We start from the raw sequence: 18549 nt of genomic DNA on the forward strand, positions 1-18549 counted from the left end.
GCAGGCGGGGCCCGGGCCGCTGTCATGTCCCCGCCGCAGCGGGAGTCTCCGCGGCTCGGCCCTCAGCGTCAACGCCGCCGGCATGAGCCTCGGCACCTTCCTGGGCGCGGCCCTCGGCGGTCTTGGTCTCGGCCTCGCCGGCTACCCCGGGACAGCGCTGAACTTCGCCACGATCATCCTCATCGCGATCCTCCTGGCTGGAGAGTCCGGTCAGCGGAGACGAGCGGCGCGGGCGTTTAGGTAGCGCTGCTCGGGCGTGCTGGTGGTCCGGCGGGCGGCGGTCAGGTAGGCCTCTCGGGCTTCAGCCACGTCGCCTGCGAGTTCGAGGAGATGGGCTCGAGCGACGTCGACCCGGTGGTGCCGCGCCAGGCGGGGATCGGTCGCGGCGTCCTCCACCAGCGACAGACCCGCACGAGGTCCCTGGACCATGGCGACCGCCACCGCTCTGTTGAGCAGCGCGACCGGACTGTCGTCGAAGCGGATCAGCAGGTCGTAGAGCGCCAGGATCTGCACCCAGTCCGTGTCTTCCGCCCGTGCGGCCTCGTCGTGGACGGCGGCGATCGCGGCCTGGAGTTGGTACGGGCCGAGCGCGGTGCGGGTCATCGCCCCGGTGACGAGCGCGGTCCCTTCGGCGATCGCGTCCCGGTCCCAGAGAGCGCGGTTCTGCTCGTCCAGCCGGATCAGGTCGCCCGCGTCCGTAGTACGGGCTGCTCGTCTGGCGTGGGTGAGGAGCATCAGCGCGAGCAGGCCCGCGACCTCGCCGTTGTCCGGCAGCAGGCGGTAGGTCAGCCGGGCCAACCTGATCGCCTCCTCGGCCAGGTCGACCCGCTCGGTGCTGGTGTAGCCCTCGTTGAAGATCAGATACAGCACTTGCAGTACTGCGGCCAGCCGCTCGGGCAGCTCGGCCGGAGGCGGCGGCCGGAACGGTACCCCCGAGGTGCGGATGCCCTGCTTGGCCCGGGTGATCCGCTTCTTCATCGTCTCCTCGGGCACCAGCAGGGCCCGGGCGATCTCGTCCGTGGTGAGACCGCCGACCGCCCGCAACGTCAGGGCGATCTGCGCGGCGCGGTTCAGCGACGGGTGGCAGCACAGGAACAACAAGAGCAACGTGTCGTCGGCATCCCGCGGCCCAGCGGTATCCGCGGCCGGGGCAGTCAGCGGGACCTCGACAGCCACGTTGTTCTCGCGCCGCCGCCGGGCTTCCTCGCTGCGCAACTCGTCGGTCAGCCGGCGCGCGGCGACCGTGATCAGCCAGGCCCGCGGCTGGTCCGGTACTCCGTCGCGCGGCCACTGCTGGCTGGCCGCGAGCAGCGCCTCCTGGACAGCGTCCTCGCACGCGTCGAAGTGACCGTACCGGCGGACCAGCGCGCCGAGCACCTGCGGCGTGAGTTCCCGCAGCAGGTGCTCTGCGCCGGCATCGAGCATGGTCAGGAGTCCGCCGAACCGTCCATCAGCGGACGGACTTCGACGATGTCGCCGACCGCGTCGACGATCCGGTGGGCGATCTCGTACGCCCGGTCGGCGCTGACCACGTCGACGATGCCGAAGCTGGCGAGCACCTCCTTGACCTCGGCGTACGGGCCGTCGGCCGCGACGGTGCCGGTCGGGGTCTCGCGGATCGTCCGGGTCAGCGACGGATCACCGAGGCCGGCCGTGTAGACGCCCTCGCCACTCTCGGCCAGGTCCTTGCCGAGTTGTTCGTAGAAATCGCACGCCTTCTGGAACTCCTCGGGGTCCCAGGTCCCCTCGACCCAGGTCTGGGCGTTCGTGTAGGCCAGCATGATGAACTTCATGACGCGCTCCCTTGCCAGTTGATTTATCCAGTAGTCGGTGCCCGATCCGCGGCAGGGACAGCTCGGCAGCATCTTTGCGCAGATTTCCTGGCGCCGGAATCGTTTTCGGGCCGGTGTCCCCGCCGTCCGGGTGGCTCCGACCAGTGGGTGAAAGGTCCCCACCGACCAAGGAGACGACCATGAGACGAGTCACCGGAGCCCTCACCACAGCAGCCCTGCTGACCGGGCTGCTCGCATTCCCCGGCAGCGCGGCCGCGGGGACGAAATCCCAGCCAGGGCGGCAGACCTACACCGGCGTGATCGACGGCGCCGAGTTCAAGGTCGAGACACCCGAGCGCTGGAACGGCACGCTGCTGATCTTCAGCCACCCCTACTACCCGGCGGACATGCCGGTGTTCCCGCCCGGACACGGCAACCGCGACGACAGCCAGACCTGGTTGCTCGAGCAGGGCTATGCGCTCGCCGCCTCGGACTTCAAGGGCCGGACCGGGTTCGTGGTCAAGGAGGCGGTCGAGGACCAGATCGGAGTACTCGACTGGTTCGAGGACCACGTCGGCAAGCCACGGCGTACGGTCGCCACCGGCTCGTCGGGCGGCGGCGCGATCTCGCTGCTGCTCGCCGAGCGGTACCCGCGGCGGATCGACGGCGTGCTGGCGATGTGCGCGCCGATCGACCTGTACGGGCAGCTGAACCAGTCGCTGGACATCAACTTCGCGCTGAGGATGTTGCTCGCACCCGATGCCGATATCGACCTCGTCCGGGCGAAGGATCCGGCCGAGAGTGTACGGCGGCTCCAGGCCGTGCTGGCCGAAGCGGCCGAGACCCGAGCCGGGCGGGCCCGGATCGCTCTGGCGAGCTCCTTCGGCAACGTGACCGGCTGGAACTCGGCCCACGATCCGATGCCGGTCTCGGTCGAGGACCAGGCCCGAGCGCTCGCGCAGCTCCACCAGTTCGGCACGATCGGGGTCTTCGGCGCGGTCGGCCAGGCGGATCTCGCCGAGCACGCGGGTGGCAACCCGTCGTACAACGTCGGCGTCGACTACCGGCGGCAGTTGGCGAAGTCGGATCAGCAGGACTTCGTGCGGAAGGCATATCGGGAGGCCGGCCTCGATCTGGACGAGGACCTTGCCCGGCTGGCGGCGGCGCCGCGGATCAGCCCGGACCCGGCCGCGAAGCGATGGATGGAGCGGTACGCCGTGCCGCGCGGTACGACGCCTTCACCGGTGGTCACCCTGCACAACACGGTCGACGTGGCCGTCGCCGACCACGAGCACTGGTACGCCGGGCAGGTCCGTGAGCACGGAGATCCCGGCCGCGTGCGGCAGTTGTTCGCCGAGCGCGCGACGCACTGTGCCTTCAGCGTTGCCGAGGAGGCGGTTGCCCTGCGGACGCTGCTGACGCGGATCGAGACCGGGCATTGGCCGAGCACGGATCCGGCGCGGTTGAACGGCGCGGCGGCTGAGCTCGGCGAGACCTGGAGCAAGGTCTTCGACTTCGCCGCCGGTGGTGACGCGGTCCGGCCGCCGGCCTTCACCGCCTTCCGTCCGAATCCGTTGCTGCGTCCCTCCCGCTGACCGGGTGAATCTCCAGGGTTCTCGGGGGAAGAACCCTGGAGATCAGGACCGGGGTCCGCGTTATCGTTGCGTCCCATGGAGAACCTGCCCGAGCGATCGAACCCGCACGCCCACCTACGCGCCTCCGACACCGACCGCGACCAGGTCGTCGAGGTGCTGCGGGATGCGCTGATGGCTGGCCGGCTCACGCAGGACGAGCATGCCGAGCGGCTCGAGCAGACGCTGCAGGCGCGCACCCTCGGTGAGCTCGAGCCGATCACCCAGGACCTCGCCGTACCGGGCCAGCCGTTCCGTCCGGCCGCCGCGACGCCCGTACCGTCGACGAGCCGGGTGCCGATCGAGGAGCCGGCGAATCCGCAGGACAGCTTCGACACCGTGATCGGCATCTTCGGTGGTGGCGAGCGCAAGGGCCGCTGGCGGGTGAAGCGCCGGACGAACGCGCTGGCGCTCTTCGGCGGTTGCGACCTGGACATGCGGGACGCGGTCTTCGAGGGCCGTGAGGTCACCGTCTACGCGTTCGCCGTCTTCGGCGGGATCGACATCACCGTGCCGGAGGGCGTGGAGCTCCGCAACCAGGGCGTCGGGATCTTCGGTGGCTTCGGGGGCCGGGGGACCACGGACATCGACCCGGCTGCGCCCGTCGTCATCGTCAAGGGCCTCGCCCTCTTCGGCGGCGTCAGCGGTAAGTCCGCGAAGCCCAAGAAGCGCAAGGGTGGCGACGAGGGCAACGGCCATCTCGGCCTAGGCCACTAGATCCAGGACTTGAACCACATCCGGCTGAGCCAGGCCGGGTGGGGGAGCACCTCGTCGGTCAGGATCGGCCAGATGTAGGCGAAGTTGAGCACCACCAGGACGACGAACGCCCCGACCACCGCGCTGCCGATCAGCCGGCGCGGGGTGGACGGCTGCATCGCCACCCTGGCCGGGCCGAGGATCTTGCCGAGTGCCAGCGCGAGTGCCATCACCGTGAACGGGATCATCGTCACGGCGTAGAAGAAGAAGATCGGTCTGTCGTCGAAGGCGAACCAGGGCACCCAGCAGGTCAGATAACCCACGATCGGCACGCCGAACCGCCAGTCCCGCTGCCCGATCCACAGCACCAGCGCGGCGATCAGGGCGAGTGCGCCGCCCCACCACAGCAGCGGAGTACCGAGGGCGGAAATCACCGACAGGCACTTCGTCCCGTCCGTGGTGTTGCAGCCCGGCGTACCGGGCTTGATGTCGTTGACCGCGTCGAAGCCGATCGGGCGGGCGATGATCGGCCAGCCGGCCGGATGCGACGAGTACGGGTGGGTGGCGTGCTTGATGTAGTCGCCGGTGTGGAACGCCAGCACTTCCTGGTGGTAGTGGATCAGCGAACGGAAGTCGTCCGGGACCACCTTCATCACGCCGTGCGCCGGGTTCTTGGACGCGTAGTCGTGGTCGTAGGCGTTGTCGTGCAGCAGCCAGCCGGTCCAGGTCGCCGTGTAGGTCACCACCGCGACGAGCACGATGCTGAGGAACGCCGGGATGCCGTCGACGAAGACGGACTTCCAGAACGGGTGCCGTACGCCGAGGGCGCGGCGGGCGCCGAGGTCCCAGGCGAAGACGAGGATGCCGAAGCCGGCGACCACCCAGACCGCGGACCACTTGGTGCCGAGCGCGAGGCCGAAGCAGATGCCGGCGGCGATGCGCCACGGGCGGATCAGCAGCCAGCGGCCGACCTTGCCCCGCAGCCCTTCGGGCCCTGCCTTGTCGAGGGAGTTCGCGTGTCGGCGGCGGGTCCAGTCGCGGTCGGCGACCAGGCAGGAGACGGCCGCGACCAGCCAGAACGCGAGGAAGACGTCGAGCAGCGCGACCCGGGACATCACGAAGTGCAGGCCGTCGACCGCGAGCAGCACCCCCGCGATACAGCCGATCAGGGTCGACCGGCTCATCCGGCGCACGGTGCGGATCACCAGCAGCACGGTCAGGGTGCCGCACAGGGCCGGCATGAACCGCCAGCCGAACGTGTTCATCCCGAACAACTGCTCGCCGGCCGCGATCATCCACTTGCCGACCTCGGGGTGCACGGTCAGGCTCGGGGTGTCCTTGAAGACGTCCAGGTTGCCGGCCAGGATCGCCTTGTCGGCGGCACCTTCCGGCTTGTCGATGAACTGCAGCGCGTACCCGTGCTTGAGCAGCGAGTACGCGTCCTTGGCGTAGTACGTCTCGTCGAAGACGAACTTCACCGGGTTGCCGAGGTTCCAGAACCGCAGGATCGCGGCCATCGCGGTGATCGCCAGCGTCGCGATCCAGCCGCCGTCGAAGTCCCGCGGCATCGGCGGGTAGAGCCGCTCCTTCAGCGGTGGCAACCGCCTTCCGAGGACGTCGCGCCCGAGGGTCTCACGCTGGTCGTCAGCACCCGTCCCGGCCTCGGCCGGCTTCGCGGTGTCGTCATCGATCACGGCAGTCACGCTGGCCATCGTACGGAGCCCCCCGTACCACCGCCCCCCGACTCCACCCCCGCGCGCCGGGCACCGGCTGTGGATAACGCGAATTCGGCTCGTGGACCTTCTACACTCTGTGACATGAGCACGCCACGAGAGGAGTTGCACGCACTGATCGACTCGCTGCCCGAGAGCGCGGCGGCCGATCTGCTGGCGGAGCTTCGACTGCAGCGGCTTCGCCCGGACGGTGCGGAGGAGCCGGCTGATCAGCCTTCAGCTGCCTGGCCACCGTCCTGGTTCGGCGCCGTCGAGGGCAGCCGCCCGGATCTGTCCGAGCACATCGACGACATCCTGCGCGCCGAGTTCGGTCGTCGCCCCGCGTGATCGTTGTCGACACCGGCCCCCTCGTCGCAGCCGCCCTCTCCGGTGACACCAACCACAACCGCTGCGTAGAACTATTCACCTCCCTGCACCTCAACGCCGAGCAACTGATCGTTCCGGCGTTCGTGGTGACCGAGGTCTGCTTCCTGCTCGAGCGGGAGGGCGGACCGAAACTGGAGGCGGGTTTCGTCCGGTCGCTCGCGGTCGGTGACTTCGTCGTCGCGCAGGCGGACGCGGCGGCACTCGATCGGATTGCGGAGCTCATCAGCAAGTACGCCGACCTGCCGCTCGGGCTGGTCGATGCGTCCGTGGTGGCTCTTGCGGAGCAGCTTGGAGTTCAGGAGATCGCGACATTGGACAGGCGACACTTCAGCGTGGTCCGGCCCCATCACGTCAACGCGTTCACTCTGCTGCCGTGACCGGGCGATTGGTGTTGGCGGGGACTCCTATCGGGGACTTCTCGGATGCTTCGCCGCGGCTGGCGCGGGTGTTGGGGGAGGCCGACGTGGTGGCCGCGGAGGATACGCGGCGGTTGAAGCGGCTGACGTCGGAGCTGGGGATCGCGGTCAACGGGCGGGTGACCAGTTTCTTCGAGGGGAACGAGCGGCAGCGGACGGACGAGCTGGTCGCCGCGCTGGTCGAGGGGCAGACCGTGGTCGTGGTCACCGATGCGGGGATGCCGAGCGTGTCCGACCCGGGGTACCGGCTGGTGGCCGCCGCGATCGAGGCCGGCATCGACGTCACCGCGGTACCGGGGCCGTCCGCAGTACTGACCGCGCTGGCGCTGAGCGGGCTGCCGGTGGACCGGTTCACCTTCGAGGGGTTCCTGCCGCGCAAGTCGGGGGAGCGGACGAAGCGGTTCCAGGAGCTCGCCAAGGAACAGCGCACGATGATCTTCTTCGAGGCGCCCCATCGGCTCGCCGCGTCGCTCAAGGACATGGCCGACGCCTTCGGAGCAGATCGCCGTACGGCGGTGTGCCGTGAGCTGACCAAGACCTATGAAGAGGTCAAGCGAGGCGGCGCCGCCGAGCTGGCCGAGTGGGCCGCCGAGGGAGTCCGCGGGGAGATCACGGTCGTCATCAGCGGCGCCGATCCCTCCGCCCGCGAGCTCGGGCCGGAGGAGCTCGCCGCCGAGGTCGCCGCGGACGAGGAGGCCGGCACGCCCCGCAAGCAGGCCATCTCCGACGTCGCCAAGCGCTACAACGTCCCCAAGCGCACCGTGTACGACGCCGTGCTCGCTGCCCGGGGCGCCGCGAAGTAGCCGCCTGAGACCCTGGTCATCGGCCCTGGTCCGGAGCACTACCCTTTTCCTATGTCCGAGAAGGCCTTTTACGTCACCACCCCGATCTACTACGTCACGGCGCCGCCGCACATCGGCAGCGCCTACACGACGGTGGCCGGGGACGTCCTGAGCCGCTGGCACGCCCAGCGCGGCGAGCGCAAGTGGTACCTGACGGGTACCGACGAGCACGGCGAGAAGGTGATGCGCAGCGCTCAGGCGCAGGGCATGACTCCGCAGGAGTGGACGGACAAGCTGGTCGAGGAGGCCTGGAAGCCGGCCTGGGTCGACGTGGACATCGACTACGACGACTTCATCCGCACTACCGAGCAGCGGCACACCGAGCGGGTCCGCGACTTCTGGCAGACGCTCTACGACAAGGGCGACGTCTACAAGGGCGAGTACGAGGGCCTGTACTGCGTCGGCTGCGAGGAGTTCAAGCTGCCGGCGGACATCCGCACCGACGAGGACGGCACCCAGCGGTGCATGATTCACGGAACCGAGCTGGAGACGGTCTCGGAGACGAACTACTTCTTCCGGCTCTCCGCGTATGCCGACCGCCTGCTCGAGCTGTACGAGTCGCAGCCGGACTTCGTGGCGCCGGCCAGCGCGCGCAACGAGGTGATCTCGTTCGTCAAGCAGGGCCTGCAGGACCTGTCGATCACCCGGTCCACCTTCGACTGGGGCATCCCGGTGCCGTGGGACGAGGACCACGTCCTCTACGTGTGGATCGACGCGCTGCTGAACTACGTCACCGCCGCGGGCTACGGCACCGACCCGGAGCGGTTCGAGCAGCTCTGGCCGGTCGACGTGCACCTGGTCGGTAAGGACATCCTGCGGTTCCACGCGGTGATCTGGCCGGCCATGCTGATGGCCGCGGAGGTCGCCGTACCCAAGCAGGTCTTCGCGCACGGCTGGCTGCTGGTCGGCGGCGAGAAGATGAGCAAGTCCAAGCTGACCGCGATCGCGCCGCACGAGATCACCGACCACTTCGGCTCCGACGCCTTCCGTTACTACTTCCTCCGGACCATCCAGTTCGGCTCGGACGGCTCGTTCTCCTGGGAGCACCTGAGCGCGGTCTACAACTCCGAGCTCGCCAACGGCCTGGGCAACCTGGCCAGCCGGATCGCGGCGATGGTGAACAAGTACTTCGACGGCGAACTGCCCGAGGCGACCGACCACGGCCCGGCCGAGCAGGCACTCGCGGACAAGCTGGCGGAGACCGTCGCGACCGCGGACAAGGCGATCGACACCCTCGCGTTCCACGACGCGCTGGCGGCGATCAACGACCTGGTCGGCGCGGTGAACGTCTACGTCTCCGAGCAGGAGCCGTGGAAGGTGGCGAAGGACGAGTCCCAGCAGGCCCGCCTGGCGACCATCCTCTACACCTCGGCCGAGGTACTGCGAGCCGTCGCCGTCCTGCACAACCCGACGATGCCGAAGACCGCCGCCAAGCTCTGGACCCTCCTCGGCGCCGAAGCCAAGCTCGGCCCCCTGAAGGACCAGCGCATCCAGGACGCCGGCACCTGGGCCCAACTCCCCACCGGCTCGGTCCTGGTCAAGGGCGACTCCCTCTTCCCCCGCCTCACCGACCCCGAGAGCTGACAGACCGACCTGGGTCCCCCTCCGGACCCAGGTCGATCAGAGGCGGGTGCCCGCCCGGCGAGCCCGACTGCCAGTGCGGCGGCAAGAAGACTCTGGCCTCGTTCCGGCACGTTCCCCGGCAGACCGCGCAGGCGCTAGAGCGACAGGCGAAGAGAGTCCAGACGCCGTACGGCTCGGGCAGCTCCCGATGCTTCTCCACCATCACGAGCTTGCAGTGCAGACAGCGTGGTGCGGTCTGCTGCCCGATGCGCCCAGCGGACCGGGGACGTGAGTTCGGCCTCCGGGACGGATGAGCGACGCGTTGCGGACCCGTTGTGGGTACACAGCTGGGTGGCGGCACGGGTGGTACTCCGAACATCCAGAGGGCGAATGCCCGGACTGCTCGAAGGACCCGAATCGGCAGTGGCCCGACTGTCAGGCGGATGGGGCGTCCGGTAGGACGCACCACAGCGGGTTCCAGGTAGGCGGCGGGATAGCGCCGCGGTCGGATCGGTGTGGACGCTGGTCGGCGTCCGGGTGGCCGGCTGGTGATCATGGTTCCCCTCCAGGTCCGATCCGGGATCGCCGGGTCGGAGTCCCAGTCCTGAGCACAGCTCTGTCAGCACCACGGTCGCCCCTCGAAGAGTGGCCATGAACGTCGCTGAAGATCTCCGTACAACCCCGTACGGCCGCCGTACAGCGTCCGTGCGTTCATTCGGGTAGCGTCATGACTACTCCCTGTGGGAGTTGGCTTGAGGGGGCCGCGATGGACGAACGTTCAGTCGAACCGCGTGAAGCATCACCGGACCGGATTCACACCCGGACCCAGTTCACCGCCGAGCTGAGGTTGCTCCGGGACAGGGCGGGCCGAACCGTCCGGGATCTGTCGACCCGCATCGGACGGCATCCACACAGCACCCTGGGCGACTGGTTCGCCGGGCGCAGTGTTCCGTCCACGTCCTCGAGGGCCTTGCTCGTCAGGGTCCTGGAGGAGTGTGGCGTCACAGAGCAGGACGACATCGAGCGTTGGCTTGAGGCCTGGCGTCGGGTCCAGCGAGCTCCGGGGCCGAGGAGTGGACCAGCGCCGTACCGCGGCTTGGCCAGCTTCCAGCCGGCGGATGCCGAATGGTTCTTCGGCCGTGAGGCGCTGAGTGAGCAGGTGGCAAGTCAGATCATGACTCTGCATGCCGGCGGCGGGGGATTGCAGGTCGTCGTCGGGGCCTCCGGTTCCGGGAAGTCTTCCCTGCTAAGAGCGGGGGTGGTGCCGGCCCTGGGTGCGCTGGCGGCGCCCGGTCGGCCGGCTTGGCCCGTGGCGCTGCTGACGCCTGGCGCCGAGCCCTTGGAGCAGTTGGCAGCTACTCTCGCAGTCGGTACCGGGGTGTCGCCGGCGGAGCTGGCCGAGATCATCAAAGCCGATCCGGCGGCCGGGATGGTCGAACAGATCAGCAAGTTCACCGCCGGCGCGACTCGCCCGGCCCAGCCGGACGGTAGGCCTCCCGCGGATCTCGCCGACCGCTTGCTCATCGTGGTGGATCAGTTCGAGGAACTCTTCACGATGTGCCTGGACGAGCAGGATCGTCGCGCGTTCATCGCCGCGCTGGTCGCAGCGGCTCACTCGCCGGCAGAGCGCGGCGATCCTGACTCCGGACCACCGGTGGCGACCGTCGTCCTCCTAGGCCTGCGTGCGGACTTCTATCCGCAGGCCTTGCGGTACGCCGAGATCGCCAGCGTCCTCCAGAACGCCCAGTTCGTGGTCGGCCCCCTGAACGAGGAGGATCTTCGCCGAGCGATCGTCGAGCCGGCTTCGAAGGCCAATATCCAGATCGACGAGGGCCTCGTCGAGCTCCTGATCCGGGAAGCCGCGCCCGGCGCCGGTCCGGCCGGGGCGGCGCAGTCCGAGGTCGGCGCGCTGCCGCTGCTGTCCCACGCACTCCTCGCGACGTGGCAACGCGCCGAGCGGGGCCGGATGACGACGATGGGATATCTGTCCACCGGCGGGATCAAGGGTGCTGTCGCAGAAACCGCCGAGGAGGTGTACGGCGACCTCACCGCCGCCCAGCAGATCGTCGCCCGGCGGGTATTCCTCCGGCTTGTGAACCTCGGTGAGGACACCGCCGACACGCGCAGGAAGGTCGTCCGCAACGAGTTGGAGGGCATCAGCAACACGGACGAAGCGGCACTCGACGACGTCATCGAGCACTTCGTCGGCGCTCGCCTGCTGACGATGGACGCCGACACCATCGAGATCAGCCACGAGGCACTGCTGACAGCCTGGCCCCGGCTGCGCAGGTGGATCGACAGGGATCGCGACGGCCTGCGGCGGCATCGACAACTCGCCGACGACGCCAGACAGTGGCGGGAGCTCGGTCGTGAGCCGGGATCCCTCTATCGCGGCGGGAAGCTGGACGGCGTCCGGGACTGGACCGACGGTCGCGCCGCCAAGGGGGACCTCAATCCGCTCGAGGTGGACTTCCTCACCGCCAGCGTCGCCGCTGAGCAGACCGAGCGCGCGGTCGCCCGCCGCCAGACGCTGAGGCTGAAGCGGATGGTCGCAGCCCTGACTGTGCTCGCGCTGTCCACGGCGGGGCTGGCCGGCTACTCGTTCTGGAAACGGGACACGGCCAACAAGGACCGCGACCTGGCGATGTCGCGCCAGGTGGCGGTCACCGCGAACCGTCTGCGAGCGACCGATCCCGCCCTGGCGGCCCGGCTGTCCCTGGCTGCCTACCAGATCGCCCCGACGATGGAGGCCCGGTCGAGCCTCCTCGACGCGACCGGAACGCCCCCGGTCACGCGAATCGTGCGGCCGTCGAAGGGCGCGCAGAACGTGATCCTCAGCCCCGACGGGCGGACGATGTTCGCCGCCGGTACAGGTCCGAGTGACACGGCGATCCTGACCTGGGACCTCAGCGACCCTCGCCGGCCGCGAGCGATCGGGCAACCGCTGGCCGACCACACGATGCCGGTGTTCGGCCTGGCTGTCAGCCCCGATAGCCGGCTCCTGGCCACCGGCGGCCGCGATCAGAGGGTCAGGCTCTGGAACATCGCTGACCCGGGACGGCCCGTAGCTCTCGGCGTCATGCCCGCCGGTCCGACCGGCACCGTGTACTCACTGGCCTTCACGCCCGACAGCCGAACCCTGGCCGCAGGCAGTTCCGACAAGACCGTGAAGCTGTGGGACGTCACCGACCCGGTTCGCGTGTCTGTCCTGAGGTCGCTTCCGCCGGCGAGCGGCTTCGTCCAGAGCGTGGCGTTCAGTCCGGACGGCAGCGTCCTCGCGACAGGGGACGCCTCCGGGTATCTGTCGGTCTGGGATGCCAGAGAGGTTCGGAACATCAGGCTGGCAGGTCGGCAGCAGACCGGTCCCGACCAGATCAACAGCTTGAAGTTCGCTCCGCAGGGCAGAGTGCTGGCTGTCGGCGGAACGAAGGGCTTGTTCCAGCTGTGGAACCTGACGAAGCCCGAAGCCGCTACCCGGATGGCCTCTCAGATCGAGGTGCCGGCGAACTGGGTCAACGCGGTCGCGTTCAGCCCGGACGGCAGGTTGCTGGCCATCGGCAGCTCAGACAATGTGGCGCAGGTTTGGGAGGTCGCCACCGGGCGACTGGTCTCGTCCTTGCCTCACGCGGAGCCGGTTTCGTCGGTAGCCTTCGCCAGTGGCGATCGGTCGCTTCTCACCGGCGGGTCCGACGGTGTCGCACGGCTTTGGTCGATTCCAGGACCGGTGATCACCGGCGCGACGGCCACGGTGGCATCGACGGTCTTCGGCCCGCACGGATCGCTGGCAACCGTCGGTGGCCAGGCCTTCCTGGTGGACGTCTCACAACCGCGCGCGCCGGTTGCTCTCGCGCCGGGCCTCGTGTCGCCACTGAGCAACGAGCCGGTCAGCGGCGCCGGCGCCCTGAGCCCGGACGGACAGATTCTCGCTGCCGGAACGACGGGTACCTCGGTGCTGCTGTGGGACACCACCGACCCGGCCAGACCGAAGCCACTGGGGCCGGCATTGACCGGTCCGAGCGCGATCGTGGAGTCGCTGGCCTTCACCCCGGACAGCCGAATTCTGGCGGCGGGCGGCGACGACGGTCTGGTCCATCTGTGGGACCTGAGCGATCGGCACCGGCCGACGGCTCTGCCGGACGCACCAGGGGCCGACAGCAACTACATCTACCAGGTCGCCATCAGCCCGGACGGCCGGACCCTGGTGGGTGTGACCGCGGATGGCGTGATCCGGCTCTGGGACATGAGCAATCCACGGCAGCTGCGCGCGCTGCCGTCGGTGAAGGGCTCCGTCGACCTGCTGTTCTCTGCCGCCTTCAGTCTGGACGGCAAGATCCTCGCCACGGGCAGCGCGGACGGCACGGTGCGCTTGTGGGACATCACCCACCCCTCGGCGCTCACCCCGATCGGCGAGCCACTGAGCGGACCGGACGGCACTGTCGCCGCTGTTGCCTTCGGCCCGAACGGGCACACCCTGGCCGCGACGACGCGCAGCGGACAGGTCTGGTTCTGGGACGTGGCGAAGCCCGGGCAGCCGACGACGATCGCGATCCTCAGCGCGTCGGACGTCGCGATCTGGTCTGTCGGGTTCAGCCCGGACGGCCACACCGTCGTCACCGGCGGATCCGACCGCACGGTGAGGCTGTGGGAGATCGATCCCGCCCGAGCCATCGACCTGATCTGCTCGGGGGGCGGCGACTCGGTCTCTTCGGACGAGTGGGGCAAGTACCTGCCCGGCGTTCCGTATCGACCCGGTTGCTGACTCGGCCGCTGCGGTGGAATATGCGCGGCACCTTCAGAGTTGAAAGTTCAATGAGCTTGATTGAGCTCTCAACTACATGCTGGAGGTTCCGATGCGAGCGGTTGTGTTCGAGGAGTTCGGTGGTCCTGAGGTGCTCCGGGTCCAGGAGATCAAGGAGCCGCATGCGGGGCAGGGTGAGGTGCGGATCGCGGTCCGGGCGGCCGGGGTGAACCCGATGGACTACAAGATCCGGCGTGGCTGGTTCGAGTCGATGATGCCGACCACCTTCCCCGCGGTACCGGGAGCCGAGGTCGCCGGAGTGGTCGACGAGGTGGGCGAGGGTGTGACCGAGTTCGCGGTCGGTGACGAGGTCGTCGGCTGGGCGAGCAGCGGCGCGTACGCCGAGCACGCGGTGGTCGGCGTGGTCGCGCCGAAGCCGGCCGGGCTCCCCTGGGAGCAGGCCGTGGCCCTCCCCATCGCCGGTGAGACGGCCAGCCGCGTACTGCGCGAGCTCGGCCTGAAGAGCGGCGAGACCGTCCTGATCCACGGCGCGGCCGGTGCTGTCGGTGCGGTCGCCGTCCAGTTGGCGCTCGCCCTCGGCGCCACCGTCATCGGCACCGCCTCCCAGACGAACCACGAGTACCTGCGCTCCCTCGGTGCGACTCCCGTCGAGTACGGCGACGGCCTGGTCGACCGCGTTCGCGCGATCGCGCCGCAGGGCATCGACGCCGTGTTCGACACCGCCGGCCATGGCGCGCTGCCGGACTCGATCGAGCTCCGCGGCGGCACCGACCGCATCGTCACGATCGCCGACATGGCGGGTGGCGAGCTCGGCGTGGCCGTGTCCGTCGGCGGCACGTCGCCGCAGGAGACCCAGGCCGGGCTCGTGGAGCAGCTCCAGCTCGCCGCGGCCGGTGACCTGAAGCTGAAGGTCGCCGAGACCTTCACCCTCGCCGACGCCGCCAAGGCCCAGGAGATCAGCGAGGCCGGCCACGCCCGCGGCAAGCTGGTACTGGTTCCGTAACGCTGCCGCGGCGCGCGGTGACGCTTTTCTACAAGACCCAGAGGCTGTCCGGCCGTACCGTCGGAAGAGACAGAACCGATGGGAGCTGAACACCATGGCCGACTACGTGGCCACCGCGGAAACCGAGATCAGCGCGTCACCGACCCAGGTCTGGGCGGTACTGACCGACCCCGAGCAGATCAAGAAGTTCATGTTCGGGGCGGAGGTGGAGACCGACTGGCAGCCCGGCAGCCCGATCATCTGGAAAGGCGTGTACGAGGGCAAGGAGTACGAGGACAAGGGTGAGATCCTCGCGGTCGAGCCCGGCCGGCTGCTCAAGGTGACTCATTACAGCCCGCTGAGCGGTCAGCCGGACACGCCTGAGAACTACCACACGCTCACCTACGAGCTGGAAGAGAGCGGGACCACCACGTCGTTGTCGCTGAGCCAGGACAACAACGCCAGCGAGGAGGAGGCGGAGCACTCCCGCGGTATGTGGGAGATGCTCGTCAACGGTGTGAAGGAAGCAGCCGAGCGCGGCTGAGCACTCACGATCCGTCATCATTGGCGGGTGATCGGGGTCACTTCACCAGGCATTTCAGCAACCACCACATGGTCGGCATCCGGATCCGGGCTGACCGTGGGGTGGTTGCTGTTCGTGCCTGTCAGTCGCTGGCCGGGGCTGATCCCCGGATGCTGTTGTTCGGCGCGACCCTGCTGGCGTACTACCTGCGGATCGATGCTCCCGGCTGCTGACGCTGCTCGGTCTGAAGCTGGTCCCAGTACGCCGAGACTCGGCGTACTGGTGGATCGGTGGGTGTGTGGCCGCGGGGACCGCGGTGACGTTGGTGTTCTCGCACCCCGGCTACTCGGAGTACCACTTCCTGGGTGCGACCCTGGCGCTCGGGATGGTCGGAGTCGTTGCCGTCGGCGTCAATCTGTCACCCGGGACGCGGACCAGGGATGCCCATCCTGATGATGTGGCTGTGAGCAACGTGTTCTGCATGCCGGCCCGTTATCGGCCGGGGTGCCCGGATGATGTCTACTGGATCTCTGGGCTGAGTGGGGTGCAGTTGTGGATCGAGGGCTGGGCATATGCGCCGGCCAACCTCGCGGCCACCGACCACAAGACGATCTGCGTGCCGGGCCGGTGTCGCCCAAGCTCGACCAGGTCGCGGACCGCGTCTTCAGCAACGAGGACGTCCGGATCTACCGGCTGCGGTGATCGCGTGCGGATCCACCGCTCGCGGGTAAGTAGGCTGGGCACCATGTCTACCGACGGTGTGGAGGTCGAACGCCCGACGCGGGAACGTGCCGCCATCGGAGAGGACGGCCGGTCCAGGGACCGCAGCCGGCCCGCTCTGCCGGACCCGCTGCCGATGAGCGTCGTCGACGCGCACTGCCATCTGGACATCGCCGACGGCGAGGACGGCAACTGGCTGGGTGCGGCCGAGGCGATCAAGCTCGCTTCGTCGGTCGGGGTGACCCGGATCGTGCAGGTCGGCTGCGACCTCCCCGGCGCGCTCTGGGCAGTGGAGGCCGCCCAGCAGTACCCGAACCTCATCGCGGGCGTCGCGCTGCACCCGAACGAAGCACCGCGTCTGCAGGCGGCGGGCGAGTTCGACAATGCGGTGGCCGAGATCGAGCGGCTGGCCAAGAGCTCGGACAAGGTCCGGGTGATCGGCGAGACCGGGCTGGACTACTTCCGCACCGGCGAGGACGGCCGGGCCGCGCAGCACGAGTCGTTCGCCGCGCACATCGACCTGGCGAAGCGGCTGGACAAGACGCTGATGATCCACGACCGCGACGCGCACGACGACATCCTGGCCATCCTGGACCGCGAGGGGGTGCCGGACCGGCTGGTGATGCACTGCTTCTCCGGCGACACCGAGTTCGCCCGCGAGTGCGTCAACCGCGGCGCGTTCCTGAGCTTCGCCGGCGTGGTCACCTTCAAGAACGCCCAGTCGCTGCGGGACGCCCTCGCCGTCACGCCGCTCGACCGGGTCCTGGTCGAGACGGACGCGCCGTACCTGACGCCGTCCCCGCACCGCGGCCAGCCCAACGCGTCGTACCTGATCCCGCACACGGTCCGGAAGATGGCGGGCGTGCTGAACATCTCGGTCGCCGAGCTCTGCGGCGCCCTGTCCGACAACGCCGACCGGGCCTTCGGCGGCTCGTGGTAACAGTCCTCACCGACCCCGACATCGCCGAGCGCCTCGACGCGCGCTCGGCGGTCGGCTGGATGCGTGAGGCCGTGCTGGCCGCCCACTCGGGCGCGCTGCACACCCCGCCGCGGGTCAGCACGGAGCTCGGCGACGGGCGGCTCGTCTTCACCACCGGCGCCCTGACGGGGGAGTGGTACGGGTACCGCTCCTACGACTCCTTCTCCTTCGAGCCGGGTGCTCAGCTGGTCGTCGTGCACGACTGGCACACCGGCGCTGTCCGAGGGCTTGCCGTCGGCAACGAACTCGGTCCCCGCCGGGTGGGCGCGATCGGCGCCGTCGCCGTCGACGCGCTCGCCGCCCCGACCGCCGGCAGCCTGGGGCTCGTCGGCACCGGCACCCAGGCGTGGAACCAGCTCTGGGCGATCTCCACTGTCCGCTCGCTCACCTCGGTGTCCGTCTTCAGCCGCGATCCGGTACGCCGGAACGCCTTCGTGGCAAGGGTTTCCGCCGACCTGGGGCTGCCGGTGGCCGCCGCCGACTGGGCGCGGGAGGCCATCGAGGGGAAGGACCTGGTGGTGCTCGCGACGAACAGCCCGGTGCCCGTGGTCGAGGCGTCCTGGATCGCGCCGGGGAGTTACGTCACCACCCTCGGGCCGAAGCAGATCGGGCGCGCCGAGTTCGGGCCGGACCTGGTCGCTCGCGCGGACGTCGCCGTGACGGACTCGGTCGCGCAGACCTCGGCGTACGACCCGCCCTTCATCCTGACCGGCACCGAGCAGCACGACCGGCTGACCAGTCTGGGCGCGGTGCTGGCGGGAGAGGCGCCCGGGCGGACGTCGGCGGACCAGACGGTGATCTTCTGCTCGGTCGGGCTGGCTGGGACCGAGACCTACCTGCTGGCTCGCTTGCTGGGCTGAGTTGCGGGGGCTGATAGACAGTCCGGCATGGAGTTCAGTGAGGTGGTCCGCCGCCGGCGCATGGTCCGCAACTACGACGCCGACCGGCCGGTGCCGGTGGAGATCCGGGAGCGCATCCTCGAGAACGGCCTGCGGGCCCCCTCCGGCGGGTTCAGCCAGGGCTGGGCGTTCCTCACCCTCGAGGGCGACGACCGGGAGCGGTACTGGTCGATCGCGGCCGAGAACCCGGACGAGAAGTATGTGGAGTGGATCACAGGGCTGCGCCGGGCGCCGCTGCTGATCTTCGCCTTCGCGCACAAGGACGCGTACCTCGATCGGTACACCGAGCCGGACAAGGGCTGGACCGACCGGGACGAGTCGCACTGGACCGCGCCGTACTGGTACGTCGACACCGGCATGGCGGCCCTGCTGATGTTGCAGACGGTGGTCGACGAAGGCTTGGGTGCTTGCCTTTTCGGGCCTCCGGCGGACAAGGTCGGCCGGCTGAAGGCGGAGTTCGGAGTACCCGAAGGGTTCGATCCGATCGGGGTCATCTCGATCGGCTACCGGGCCCCGGACCGGCGGTCCCCGTCGCTGAAAAGAGGGCGCCGGACGACCGCCGAGGTGGTCCATCGGGGGCACTGGGGACAACACGAAACGTAAGCGCCCCATTACACCTTTTCCCGCTTTCACGGCGAGGGGATTGGCACTCTCGGGACTTCTTCGTT

Annotated in this window: 17 protein-coding genes; 14 read left to right on the forward strand and 3 right to left on the reverse strand. The window is 69.2% G+C overall.

The features are described from left to right. Window positions 1-82 precede the first annotated feature (82 nt). A complete protein-coding gene (locus EV644_RS31570; RefSeq protein ID WP_241999048.1) occupies window positions 83-244 on the forward strand; it encodes a hypothetical protein in 162 nt (53 codons plus the stop codon). Here EV644_RS31570 and EV644_RS31575 read toward each other — a convergent pair. Both EV644_RS31575 and EV644_RS31580 read right to left on the reverse strand, forming a co-directional pair. Next, entirely contained in the window at window positions 211-1425 is a 1215-nt protein-coding gene (locus EV644_RS31575) for an RNA polymerase sigma factor (protein ID WP_132192847.1), read from the reverse strand. The two genes, EV644_RS31570 and EV644_RS31575, sit on opposite strands and share 34 nt — an antisense overlap. A 2-nt stretch (window positions 1426-1427) precedes the next feature. Further along, window positions 1428-1793, reverse strand: coding sequence for a YciI family protein (locus EV644_RS31580; protein WP_132192849.1), 366 nt, complete (start codon window positions 1791-1793; stop codon window positions 1428-1430). 179 nt (window positions 1794-1972) lie between these two features. Here EV644_RS31580 and EV644_RS31585 point away from each other — a divergent pair, with 179 nt between their 5' ends. Continuing rightward, the gene (locus tag EV644_RS31585; RefSeq protein WP_132192851.1) at window positions 1973-3367 is read left to right on the forward strand and encodes an alpha/beta hydrolase family protein; all 1395 of its coding nucleotides are present in this window, start codon (window positions 1973-1975) and stop codon (window positions 3365-3367) included. Window positions 3368-3442: 75 nt separating this feature from the next. Beyond that, on the forward strand, window positions 3443-4120 hold the full coding sequence (locus EV644_RS31590) for a DUF1707 SHOCT-like domain-containing protein (RefSeq protein WP_132192853.1): 678 nt from the start codon (window positions 3443-3445) through the stop codon (window positions 4118-4120). Here EV644_RS31590 and EV644_RS31595 read toward each other — a convergent pair. Continuing rightward, window positions 4117-5667: a dolichyl-phosphate-mannose--protein mannosyltransferase gene (locus tag EV644_RS31595; protein WP_369410562.1), complete on the reverse strand. Its 1551-nt coding sequence runs from the start codon at window positions 5665-5667 to the stop codon at window positions 4117-4119. The two genes, EV644_RS31590 and EV644_RS31595, sit on opposite strands and share 4 nt — an antisense overlap. 249 nt (window positions 5668-5916) lie before the next feature. Here EV644_RS31595 and EV644_RS31600 point away from each other — a divergent pair, with 249 nt between their 5' ends. The 11 genes from EV644_RS31600 (at window position 5917) to EV644_RS31650 (ending at window position 18484) form a co-directional block, all read left to right on the forward strand. Then, window positions 5917-6159: a hypothetical protein gene (locus EV644_RS31600; protein WP_132192857.1), complete on the forward strand. Its 243-nt coding sequence runs from the start codon at window positions 5917-5919 to the stop codon at window positions 6157-6159. Further along, window positions 6156-6575: a type II toxin-antitoxin system VapC family toxin gene (locus EV644_RS31605; RefSeq protein WP_132192859.1), complete on the forward strand. Its 420-nt coding sequence runs from the start codon at window positions 6156-6158 to the stop codon at window positions 6573-6575. Before EV644_RS31600 ends, EV644_RS31605 begins: the two co-directional genes overlap by 4 nt. Continuing rightward, the gene (gene rsmI, locus EV644_RS31610) at window positions 6572-7417 is read left to right on the forward strand and encodes a 16S rRNA (cytidine(1402)-2'-O)-methyltransferase (RefSeq protein WP_132192861.1); all 846 of its coding nucleotides are present in this window, start codon (window positions 6572-6574) and stop codon (window positions 7415-7417) included. Before EV644_RS31605 ends, rsmI begins: the two co-directional genes overlap by 4 nt. 51 nt (window positions 7418-7468) lie before the next feature. Further along, window positions 7469-9040 carry a methionine--tRNA ligase gene (metG, locus tag EV644_RS31615; protein WP_132192863.1) on the forward strand — a complete coding sequence of 524 codons (1572 nt, stop codon included), beginning with the start codon at window positions 7469-7471 and terminating at the stop codon, window positions 9038-9040. A 745-nt stretch (window positions 9041-9785) separates the two neighbouring features. Then, window positions 9786-13778, forward strand: a complete 3993-nt coding sequence (locus EV644_RS31620; RefSeq protein ID WP_369410559.1) for an nSTAND1 domain-containing NTPase — start codon at window positions 9786-9788, stop codon at window positions 13776-13778. A 91-nt stretch (window positions 13779-13869) separates the two neighbouring features. Continuing rightward, on the forward strand, window positions 13870-14781 hold the full coding sequence (locus EV644_RS31625; RefSeq protein ID WP_132192867.1) for an NADP-dependent oxidoreductase: 912 nt from the start codon (window positions 13870-13872) through the stop codon (window positions 14779-14781). Between the two features lie 94 nt (window positions 14782-14875). Next, on the forward strand, window positions 14876-15304 hold the full coding sequence (locus EV644_RS31630; RefSeq protein ID WP_132192869.1) for an SRPBCC domain-containing protein: 429 nt from the start codon (window positions 14876-14878) through the stop codon (window positions 15302-15304). Window positions 15305-15372: 68 nt separating this feature from the next. Beyond that, window positions 15373-15516: a hypothetical protein gene (locus EV644_RS45595; protein WP_199240099.1), complete on the forward strand. Its 144-nt coding sequence runs from the start codon at window positions 15373-15375 to the stop codon at window positions 15514-15516. A 512-nt stretch (window positions 15517-16028) separates the two neighbouring features. Next, a complete protein-coding gene (locus EV644_RS31640) occupies window positions 16029-16943 on the forward strand; it encodes a TatD family hydrolase (RefSeq protein ID WP_132192871.1) in 915 nt (304 codons plus the stop codon). Continuing rightward, complete coding sequence (locus EV644_RS31645) at window positions 16937-17842, forward strand: ornithine cyclodeaminase family protein (protein ID WP_132192873.1); 906 nt, start codon at window positions 16937-16939, stop codon at window positions 17840-17842. Before EV644_RS31640 ends, EV644_RS31645 begins: the two co-directional genes overlap by 7 nt. A gap of 27 nt (window positions 17843-17869) precedes the next feature. Continuing rightward, window positions 17870-18484 carry a nitroreductase family protein gene (locus tag EV644_RS31650; RefSeq protein WP_132192875.1) on the forward strand — a complete coding sequence of 205 codons (615 nt, stop codon included), beginning with the start codon at window positions 17870-17872 and terminating at the stop codon, window positions 18482-18484. Window positions 18485-18549 lie beyond the last annotated feature (65 nt).

Source organism: Kribbella orskensis, from assembly GCF_004342085.1.
In the GTDB taxonomy this organism is placed as follows: domain Bacteria; phylum Actinomycetota; class Actinomycetes; order Propionibacteriales; family Kribbellaceae; genus Kribbella; species Kribbella orskensis.